The organism is Mesorhizobium sp. M1E.F.Ca.ET.063.01.1.1, from assembly GCF_003998155.1.
In the GTDB taxonomy this organism is placed as follows: domain Bacteria; phylum Pseudomonadota; class Alphaproteobacteria; order Rhizobiales; family Rhizobiaceae; genus Mesorhizobium.
This window is the reverse complement of sequence record NZ_RZSC01000196.1, coordinates 1-9160: the sequence shown is the minus strand read 5'-3', so window position 1 is coordinate 9160 and position 9160 is coordinate 1. Positions and strand designations below refer to the sequence as shown.

Here is a 9160-nt window from a genome sequence, read left to right as displayed (position 1 = left end):
ACAGGATGGGCGGCTAGAACCTTACTCCGCACTCAACCCGTAGCGCTCGACGACTTCGGCGTTGATCAGCTTCGCGTGCAGCGTCATCAGCACGATCTGGGCATCGAAGCTGTCGCCGGCTTCGAGCGCGGCCTCGATGCGGCGCTCGGCTTCCAGCGTCGGCTCTCTGCCATTGGCCTGCTCGAACACCTCCGGTCCGGCGACGCAATAGCTGCAAAGCTGCGCCACCGATTGATAGGCCTGAAGCGGCGGCTCGTCCGGCCAGCGGTCGTTCATCAAATTGACGATGGTGAGTTTAACTCCCTCTGGCACCAAGGCCGGATGCAGGTCCGCCTGGCGCAGGGCGTCGTCGAGTTGGCGCAGGTCGCCGGAGCGGCCGAACATACCGAGGAAGCCGAGTGAAGAGCGCCGTTTCGCCATGGATTGCCGCTCCTTCGTAGGACCGCCGAGATCGGGCTTATCTGTAGACGCCCCGCGGCCGAAACAAGGGCCATGACAAAGGGCGGCCCGCCGGATAGCGGACCGCCCTTCGATTTTCGCCGTGCTCTGAATTCAGTGGTTGTCGCGCGGCACGCCGCTGGTATGCGCGACGTCCTGGTACTTCACCGCCGGCTTCAGCACCATGCCGGCCGAGAACTGGTCGACCATGCCGCGCTGGATCTCCTGCCAAGGCGTCTGGTGCTTGGGATAGTGATAGCCGCCATTGCCCTGCAGCTCGGCCTGCCGCCTGGCGATCTCCTCGTCGCTGACGAGGATGTTGGCCGTGCCCTTCTTCAGGTCGATGCGGACGCGGTCGCCGGTCTTGAGCAGTGCCAGGCCGCCGCCGACGGCGGCTTCCGGCGAGGCGTTGAGGATCGACGGTGAGCCGGACGTGCCGGACTGGCGACCGTCGCCGATGCAGGCCAGCGAATGGATGCCCTTCTTGATAAGGTAGGCCGGCGGCTGCATGTTGACCACCTCGGCGCCGCCCGGATAACCGACCGGACCGGCGCCGCGCATGAACAGGATGGTGTGCTCGTCGATGCCCTGCGCCGGATCGTCGATGCGGGCGTGGTAATCCTCCGGGCCGTCGAAGACCATGGCGTTGCCTTCGAAGGCCTCGGGGTCGTTCGGGTTGGAGAGATAACGCTCGCGGAATTCCGGCGAGATGCCGCTGGTTTTCATGATCGCGGAATCGAACAGATTGCCCTTGAGATTGATGAAGCCGGCATTGGCCTTGAGCGGCTTGGCGGCGCTGCTGATCACATCCGGGTTCTCGTTGGCGGCATCCCTGCAATTGTCGCCCATGGTCTTGCCGTTGACGGTGATCGCATCGGGGTGCGGCAGCAGGCCGCCCTTCATCAGCTCGGCCACCACCGCCGGCACGCCGCCGGCATGGTGATAGTCCTCGCCGAGATATTCGCCCGTCGGCTGCAAGTTGACCAGGAGCGGAATGTTGAGGCCGACATTCTGCCAGTCGTCATTGTCGAGCGGCACGCCGAGATGACGGGCAATGGCGTTGAGGTGGATCGGCGCGTTGGTCGAGCCGCCGATGGCCGAGTTGACGACGATGGCGTTTTCGAAGGCCTTGCGGGTCATGATGTCGGACGGCTTCAGGTCCTCATGCACCATCTCGACAATGCGCCTGCCCGTCTCGTAGCCCATCTGGCCGCGCTCGCGATAGGGCGCGGGGATGGCGGCCGAGCCCGGCAGCTGCATGCCGAGCGCCTCGGCCAGCGAGTTCATCGTGGTGGCGGTGCCCATGGTGTTGCAATAGCCGGTCGACGGCGCCGAGGAGGCGACGATGTCCATGAACTCGTCATAGTCGATCTCGCCCGCCGACAGCCGTTGGCGCGATTCCCAGACGATGGTGCCGGAACCCGTGCGCTTGCCCTTGTGCCAGCCGTTGAGCATCGGACCGACCGAAAACGCGATCGCCGGAATGTTGACGGTGGCCGCCGCCATCAGCAGCGCGGGCGTGGTCTTGTCACAGCCGATGGTGAGCACGACGCCATCGATCGGATAGCCGTAAAGCACCTCGACCAGGCTGAGATAGGCGAGGTTGCGGTCGAGCGCCGCGGTCGGGCGCTTGCCGGTCTCCTGGATCGGATGGCACGGGAACTCGAACGGGATGCCGCCCATGGACACGATGCCTTCGCGCACGCGCTTGGCGAGCTCGAGATGGTGACGATTGCAGGGCGAGAGATCGGAGCCGGTCTGGGCGATGCCGATCAGCGGCTTGCCCGACATCAGCTCGGCGCGCGTCAGCCCGTAATTCAGGTAACGCTCGAGATAGAGCGCCGTCATGCCCGGATTGTCGGGATTGTCGAACCACTCCTGCGAGCGAAATTTCTTCTTCTTGGTGGGGGCGCCTGCCATCGTGGTCTCCGTATTTGTATGACAAATCGATATGCCAATGCGCTCATGCAGGCAAGAGGTACAAGCGCCGCGACCCCGCACTTTGGTGCGATAGACAGATAAAGGGCCGCGCGCTACGACCAATGGGCATCAGCAATGCGGGAGGTCTTGATGGCTTTGGTGATCGAAGGCGAGGAACGCATCGCCGCACCTGTCGAGAAAGTGTGGAAAGCCCTCAACGACCCGGGCATCCTCAAGGAGGCCATTCCCGGCTGCCAGAGCCTGGAGAAGAAATCGGACACCGAGATGGCCGCGACGGTGGTGCTGAAGATCGGGCCGATCAAGGCGACCTTCAACGGCGAGGTCACATTGAAGAACCTCAAGCCGCCGCATTCCTACACCATCCGGGGCGAAGGCAAGGGCGGCATTGCCGGTTTCGCCAAGGGCGGCGCCGACGTGACGCTGACCGCCGACGGCGCGGACACGACAGTGCTCAAATACGCAGCCAAGGCCGATGTCGGCGGCAAGATCGCCCAGCTCGGCAGCCGGCTGATCGAATCGACCTCGAAGAAGCTCGCCGGGCAGTTCTTCACGACGTTCGGCAACAGGGTGGGGAACGGCTGAGCCGTCCCTACTCGAACACGATCGAGGGTACGGCGGCTTCCGCCGCGCCGCGTTCCTCCTGAACCCTCTCCCAGACCCTCGAGGCGATGTCGCGATAGATCTTCGCCTCGGCGCCGTCGGGCTTCGAAACCACGACCGGGGCGCCGGCGTCCGAACTCTCGCGAATGCCCATTTCGAGCGGCACTTCGCCCAGGAAGGTGACGCCGAGCCGTTCAGCCTCGCGGCGCGCGCCGCCATGGCCGAAAATATCGTAGCGTTTGCCGGTGTCGGGCGCGAGGAAATAGCTCATGTTCTCGACGATACCGAGCAGCGGCACGTCGACCTTCTTGAACATGTTGAGGCCCTTGCGGGCGTCGATCAGCGCCAGATCCTGCGGCGTCGAAACGATAACGGCGCCGGCGAGCGGCACCTGCTGCGCCATGGTGAGCTGGGCGTCGCCGGTGCCGGGCGGCATGTCGACGACCAGTATGTCGAGCGCGCCCCACTCGACCTCGCGCAGCATCTGCGTCAGCGCCGACATCACCATCGGGCCGCGCCAGATCATCGGCGTCTCCTCGTCGACGAGGAAGCCCATCGACATCACCTTGAGGCCGTAATTCTGCATCGGCCTCAGGATCTTGCCGTCAACGGTCTGCGGCCGGCCGTGGATGTTGAGCAGCCTCGGCATCGACGGTCCGTAGATGTCGGCATCGAGCACGCCGACCTTCAGGCCGTTCGCGGCAAGGCCGAGCGCCAGGTTGACGGCGGTGGTCGATTTGCCGACGCCGCCCTTGCCGGACGCGACGGCGATGATCGCATCGATGCCGGGCACGCCGCGCTTGCCGTGGCTGTGCGAAGCGGGCGCCTGCGGGGCGGAACGCTGCGGAGCGGGCCGTTGCGCCGGGCGCGGCGGAACCGGCGCTTCCATGCCGCCGCCTTTCTTCTCGGCCGTCAACGCGACAACGGCGTTGGCGACACCGGGAATGGCTTTGACGGTGCGTTCGGCGGCGGCGCGCAGCGGCTCCAGTTCCTGCGCGCGGGCGGCGGGAACGGTGATCGAGAAGAACACCTTGGAATCGGCGATGAAAATTTCGGAGACCAGGCCGAGGTCGACGATATTGCCGGTGAAATCCGGCCCGTTGACCGTCTTCAGGTGCTCGATGACGGTTTCCTTGGTGACGGTCATGATCTTTCCTCGGGGTTTGGCATTCCAGATAGTGCAGTTCTCGGAGAGAACCAAGCCGTGGAGCAATGGCTCTTCCGATGTGCCTCGGAAATCGACGGATGGTGTCGGCTTGCCGACCGGCCGAAACCGGTTTCAGGCTCGGTCATAGATAAACGGGGCACCCGCGCTATTTCGATTGCCATCAACATCGGCACGACAACCGTCAAAGGAGACAGTCATGCTCGAAAACAGCAACGCAACGGCCAATCTCGCGGTCAAGGACCTGGAGAAGGCAAAGGCCTTCTATGAAGGAACGCTCGGCCTCAAGCAGGTCGACGACATGGCCGGCGAGCTGATCGTCTACAAAAGCGGCGACACGGTCATCAATGTCTATCATTCGCAATTCGCCGGCACCAACAAGGCGACGGCGGTGACCTGGGCGGTCGGCGGCCAGATCGAGCCCATCGTCAAGTCCCTGAAGTCGAAGGGCGTCAGCTTCGAGCACTACGAAATGCCCGGCCTGACCCTCGAGGGCGATATTCATGTCGGCTACGACATGAAAGTCGCCTGGTTCAAGGATCCGGACGGCAACATTCTAAATCTCGTGGGCAAATAGCTTCGCCCGCAGAAGCAGGCAGGCCGCATCATCCGGCCAGCCTCGTGGCGAAATAGGTGAGCGCGGAAATCCCTGCCGTCGCCGGCAAAGTGATCACCCATGCGACGACGATGTTGCCGGCTATGCCCCAGCGCACAGCCGAGACGCGGCGGGCGGCGCCCACGCCGATGATGGCGCCGGTGATGGTGTGGGTGGTCGACACCGGGACGCCGAGCCAGGTAGCCGCGAACAGGGTGATGGCGCCGCCGGTCTCGGCGCAAAAACCCTGCATCGGGTTCAGCCGAGTGATCTTCGAGCCCATCGTGTGAACGATGCGCCAACCACCGAGCAGCGTACCCAGCGCCAGTGCCGATTGGCAGGTGATGACCACCCAAAGCGGCACGTAGAAGGTCTGGCCGAGCATGCCTTGCGAATAGAGCAGCACGGCGATGATGCCCATGGTCTTTTGCGCGTCGTTGCCGCCGTGGCCCAGTGAATAGAGCGAGGCCGAGAAGAACTGAAGCACGCGGAAGGCGTTGTCGACGGCGAATGGGGTCTGGCGCACGAACAGCCAGGAAACGACGAGGACAAGGACGAGCGCCAGCGCGAAACCGGTTGCCGGCGAGAGCACGATCGCCGCGACCGTCTTGCCTAGCCCGGACCAGACGATGGCCCCCAGGCCGGCCTTGGCGACGCCGGCGCCGACGAGACCGCCGATCAGCGCGTGCGAACTGCTCGACGGAATGCCCGCGATCCAGGTGACGATATTCCAGACGATGGCGCCGACCAGCGCGGCAAAGATCACCGCCGGCGTCACGATCTCGGCGTTGACAATGCCTTTGCCCACAGTCTCGGCGACATGCAGGCCGAAGAACAGGAAGGCGATGAAATTGAAGAACGCCGCCCAGAACACCGCATAGTGCGGCCTGAGCACGCGGGTGGAAACGATAGTCGCGATCGAGTTGGCGGCGTCGTGCAGGCCGTTGAGGAAATCGAAGAACAGCGCGACGGCGACGAGGCCGATCAGCAGGGAAAAGGCGATGCTGGCGTCCATCGCCTATACGTTCTCGATCACGATGCCGCTGATCTCATTGGCGACGTCCTCGAAACGGTCGACCACCTTTTCCAGCTCACCATAGATTTCGCTGCCGATGAGATAGGCCATGGGATCGCTGCGGCCATGCCGCTTGAAGAGGTCCTTCAGACCCTGCTCGTGCAGATCGTCAGCCCGCCCTTCGACGCGCATGACCTCCTCGGCGATGGCGTTCAGCCGTACCGTGTTTGCCCCAACCTTGCCGAGCAGCGGGATCGCCTCCGCGATCAGCCGGGCGGCTTGGACGATGATACCGCCCATCTCCTGCATCAGCGGATCGAATTCCTTCTTCTCGAACAGCTTCACGGTCTTGACCGTCTTGTGCATCATGTCGATGGCGTCATCCATGGACTGGATCAGGTCTTTGATGTCGCCGCGGTCGAACGGGGTGATGAACGAGCGCCTGACGGCAAGCAGCACCTCCGCGGTGATGCCGTCCGCTTCGTCCTCGAGATCGACGACCTTCTGACACCAACGGTCGGTGTCCTTGCCCTGGAGAAGCTGCTCGAGCGCCTCGGCGCCGCCAACCACCGTGCGCGAATGCCGTTCGAACAGGTCGAAGAAGCGATCCTCGCGCGGCAACAGCTTGCGAAACCAACCCAGCATGTCATCCTCCCTGCTTCCGCCTATCCCACATAACGCCTTGCGCGGCGCGGGAAAACAGATAGCCGGCTCAAAAATGTGGACGATGCGGCCTTCAAGCGCTTCTTGCGAAGCAAGGCAATTTCCCCGACTTTGGGGGAACGCCGAGACCGGATGACATGATCGACAAGCTGGAATTCTTCATCGCTTTAGCCAAGGAAGAGCATTTCGGCCGGGCGGCGGAGATGTGCGGCGTCACCCAACCGACGTTGTCGGCCGGCATCAAGCAACTGGAGGAGCAACTCGGCGTCATGCTTGTGCTGCGCGGCTCGCGTTTCCAGGGGCTGACGCCGGAAGGCAAGCAGGTGCTGGGATGGGCGCGCCGCATCGTCGGCGATTCGAGGGCGATGCGGGAGGAGATGCGGGCGGCGCGGCGCGGTTTGTCCGGCCGCATTCGCATCGCGGCGGTCCCCACCGCTTTGGCCATGGTGGCGCGGCTTACAACCCCGTTCCGCGAGAAGCATCCGGGCGTCACCTTCTCGGTGCTGTCGCGCACCTCGATCGAGGTGCTGACACTGCTCGGCAATCTCGATATCGATGCCGGCATCACTTATCTCGACAACGAGCCTCTCGGCCGGGTGACCAGCGTGCCGCTCTATGACGAGCGCTACCAGCTGATCACGGCGATCGGAAACCCCTATTCCGACCGCGACAAAGTGTCGTGGGCCGAGATCAGCCAGCTGCCGCTCTGCCTTCTGACGCCGGATATGCAGAACCGCCGCATCATCGACCAGCATCTGGCGGAAGCGGGCGTCCAGGTGTGGCCGACGCTGGAATCCAACTCGATGATCGTCTTGTTCTCACATATCCGGACCGGCAAATGGTCGTCGATCATGCCGCTTAACCTTGCGGAAACATTCGGCTTTTCCGAACCGATCCGGGCCATTCCGATCGTCGAGCCGGATGCCAGCCACACGGTGGGGCTGGTGGCGGCACCGCGCGAGCCGCATACGCCGCTGGTGCAGGCGCTGCTGGACGAGGCAATGGCGCTGGCAGACGATTTCCGCGCCCACCGCTAGGTTAGACAATGCGGACCGATCGTCTTTGATAGAAATTTTCTATCGATCGACGGGACGGCTTTATTGATCTCGGGGGTTTCCTCTGATTTCGTAAGGACTTAGCGATATTGCGTCCTGTGTATGTCGTTGCCCCAAAACCGCTCTATATTTGGGGTGACATACATTAGGTCGCCAACGACCAGGGAGGGCGCTGCATGCCGATGCAGCCTGCAAGTACCGAGATCGCGTCGCGCACGGCGGCGATCGTCAATGAGTTGAAGGGCCTCGAAGGCCCCTTGCTGCCGATCCTCCATGAACTCCAGGAAGAGTTCGGCCATGTGCCGCAGGCCGCCCTGCCGGTTATTGCCGACGGGCTGAACCTGTCCAGGGCCGAAGTCCACGGCGTCGTCACGTTCTATCATGATTTCCGCGCCCGGCCGGCCGGCCGGCATGTCTTGAAGCTCTGCCAGGCGGAAGCCTGCCAGTCGATGGGTTCGGAGGCGGTCGCCGCCAAGGTCAAGCAGTTGCTCGGCATCGATTTCCACGAGACCGCCCGCGACGGATCGGTTACACTGGAGCCGGTCTATTGCCTCGGGCTTTGCGCCTGCTCGCCATCGGCAATGCTGGACGGCGAAGTGATCGGCCGGCTCGATGACGAGAAGATCGAAGAGATTGTCGCGGAGGTGCGTTCATGATCCCGCGCATCTATATTCCCGCGGATTCCGGCGCGCTGGCGCTTGGCGCCGAAAAGGTCGCCAAAGCGATCGAGAAGGAGCTCAAGGAGCGCGGCGTCGAAGCCAAGATCGTGCGCAACGGCTCACGCGGCGCCTATTTCCTGGAGCCGATGGTCGAGGTGGCGACAGCCGAGGGTCGCGTCGCCTACGGGCCGGTGAAGCCATCTGACGTCAAAAGCCTGTTCGACAGCGGCTTCCTCAAGGGCGGCCCGCACAAGCGCTGGCTCGGCGCACCCGACAAGATTCCCTTCCTCGCCAAGCAGACCCGGCTGACCTTCGCGCGCTGCGGCGTCATCGATCCGCTGTCGCTCGACAGCTACAAGTCGCATAGCGGGCTGAGCGGCCTGCAGAATGCTGTGGCGATGGCGCCCCCCGACATCGTGAAACAGGTGACCGAATCCGGCCTGCGCGGCCGCGGCGGCGCCGGCTTCCCGACCGGCATCAAGTGGAAGACGGTGCTGGATACCAAATCCGACCAAAAATACATCGTCTGCAACGCCGACGAGGGCGACAGCGCCACTTTCGCCGACCGCATGATCATGGAAGGCGATCCCTTCGTGCTGATCGAAGGCATGGCGATCGCCGGCATCGCCACCGGCGCGACCAAGGGTTTCGTCTATATCCGCTCGGAATATCCGCATGCGGTGGCGACGATGAACAAGGCCGTCGCGATCGCCCGCAAGGCCGGCGTGCTCGGCGCCAATGTGCTCGGCTCGCCCAATGCCTTCGACATGGAGATCCGCGTCGGCGCCGGCGCTTATGTCTGCGGCGAGGAAACCTCGCTGTTGAACAGCCTTGAAGGCAAGCGCGGCGTGGTGCGCGCCAAGCCGCCGCTGCCGGCGATTCAAGGCTTGTTCGGCAAGCCGACGGTGATCAACAACGTCATTTCGCTGGCCTCGGTGCCGATCATCATGGACAAGGGCGCCGCATACTACAAAGATTTCGGCATGGGCCGCTCGCGCGGCACGATCCCGATCCAGATCGCCGGCAACG

The 9160-nt window shown here is 63.6% G+C and carries 10 protein-coding genes; 5 read left to right on the top strand and 5 right to left on the bottom strand.

The features are described from left to right. Positions 1-21: 21 nt before the first annotated feature. Together EOA29_RS16000 and EOA29_RS15995 are read right to left on the bottom strand one after the other, a co-directional pair. Positions 22-420: a hypothetical protein gene (locus EOA29_RS16000; RefSeq protein ID WP_126090450.1), complete on the bottom strand. Its 399-nt coding sequence runs from the start codon at positions 418-420 to the stop codon at positions 22-24. Between the two features lie 132 nt (positions 421-552). Next, positions 553-2358 carry an IlvD/Edd family dehydratase gene (locus tag EOA29_RS15995; protein ID WP_126090451.1) on the bottom strand — a complete coding sequence of 602 codons (1806 nt, stop codon included), beginning with the start codon at positions 2356-2358 and terminating at the stop codon, positions 553-555. Positions 2359-2508: 150 nt separating this feature from the next. Here EOA29_RS15995 and EOA29_RS15990 point away from each other — a divergent pair, with 150 nt between their 5' ends. Beyond that, positions 2509-2961: a carbon monoxide dehydrogenase subunit G gene (locus EOA29_RS15990; protein ID WP_126090452.1), complete on the top strand. Its 453-nt coding sequence runs from the start codon at positions 2509-2511 to the stop codon at positions 2959-2961. Between the two features lie 7 nt (positions 2962-2968). On the opposite strand, the gene EOA29_RS15985 is transcribed toward EOA29_RS15990, so the two are convergent. Beyond that, on the bottom strand, positions 2969-4129 hold the full coding sequence (locus tag EOA29_RS15985) for an Mrp/NBP35 family ATP-binding protein (RefSeq protein WP_281059663.1): 1161 nt from the start codon (positions 4127-4129) through the stop codon (positions 2969-2971). Between the two features lie 214 nt (positions 4130-4343). Here EOA29_RS15985 and EOA29_RS15980 point away from each other — a divergent pair, with 214 nt between their 5' ends. Then, entirely contained in the window at positions 4344-4721 is a 378-nt protein-coding gene (locus EOA29_RS15980; protein ID WP_126090454.1) for a VOC family protein, read from the top strand. 28 nt (positions 4722-4749) lie between these two features. On the opposite strand, the gene EOA29_RS15975 is transcribed toward EOA29_RS15980, so the two are convergent. After that, positions 4750-5754, bottom strand: a complete 1005-nt coding sequence (locus tag EOA29_RS15975; protein ID WP_126090455.1) for an inorganic phosphate transporter — start codon at positions 5752-5754, stop codon at positions 4750-4752. 3 nt (positions 5755-5757) lie between these two features. After that, positions 5758-6399, bottom strand: coding sequence for a DUF47 domain-containing protein (locus tag EOA29_RS15970; RefSeq protein WP_126090456.1), 642 nt, complete (start codon positions 6397-6399; stop codon positions 5758-5760). Between the two features lie 155 nt (positions 6400-6554). Here EOA29_RS15970 and EOA29_RS15965 point away from each other — a divergent pair, with 155 nt between their 5' ends. The 3 genes from EOA29_RS15965 to EOA29_RS15955 all read left to right on the top strand — a co-directional run. Continuing rightward, entirely contained in the window at positions 6555-7454 is a 900-nt protein-coding gene (locus EOA29_RS15965; RefSeq protein WP_126090457.1) for a LysR family transcriptional regulator, read from the top strand. Positions 7455-7648: 194 nt separating this feature from the next. Beyond that, positions 7649-8128 carry a formate dehydrogenase subunit gamma gene (locus EOA29_RS15960; protein ID WP_126090458.1) on the top strand — a complete coding sequence of 160 codons (480 nt, stop codon included), beginning with the start codon at positions 7649-7651 and terminating at the stop codon, positions 8126-8128. Next, positions 8125-9160: formate dehydrogenase beta subunit (locus EOA29_RS15955; RefSeq protein ID WP_145969684.1), on the top strand; the 1036-nt coding region annotated here is incomplete at its 3' end. The genes EOA29_RS15960 and EOA29_RS15955, both read left to right, overlap by 4 nt.

Bases quoted from the DNA above. Each gene is read 5' to 3' on its own strand.
- EOA29_RS16000 (WP_126090450.1), bottom strand. From the start codon at position 420: ATGGCGAAACGGCGCTCTTCACTCGGCTTCCTCGGTATGTTCGGCCGC.
- EOA29_RS15995 (WP_126090451.1), bottom strand. From the start codon at position 2,358: ATGGCAGGCGCCCCCACCAAGAAGAAGAAATTTCGCTCGCAGGAGTGG.
- EOA29_RS15990 (WP_126090452.1), top strand. From the start codon at position 2,509: ATGGCTTTGGTGATCGAAGGCGAGGAACGCATCGCCGCACCTGTCGAG.
- EOA29_RS15980 (WP_126090454.1), top strand. From the start codon at position 4,344: ATGCTCGAAAACAGCAACGCAACGGCCAATCTCGCGGTCAAGGACCTG.
- EOA29_RS15975 (WP_126090455.1), bottom strand. From the start codon at position 5,754: ATGGACGCCAGCATCGCCTTTTCCCTGCTGATCGGCCTCGTCGCCGTC.
- EOA29_RS15970 (WP_126090456.1), bottom strand. From the start codon at position 6,399: ATGCTGGGTTGGTTTCGCAAGCTGTTGCCGCGCGAGGATCGCTTCTTC.
- EOA29_RS15965 (WP_126090457.1), top strand. From the start codon at position 6,555: ATGATCGACAAGCTGGAATTCTTCATCGCTTTAGCCAAGGAAGAGCAT.
- EOA29_RS15960 (WP_126090458.1), top strand. From the start codon at position 7,649: ATGCCGATGCAGCCTGCAAGTACCGAGATCGCGTCGCGCACGGCGGCG.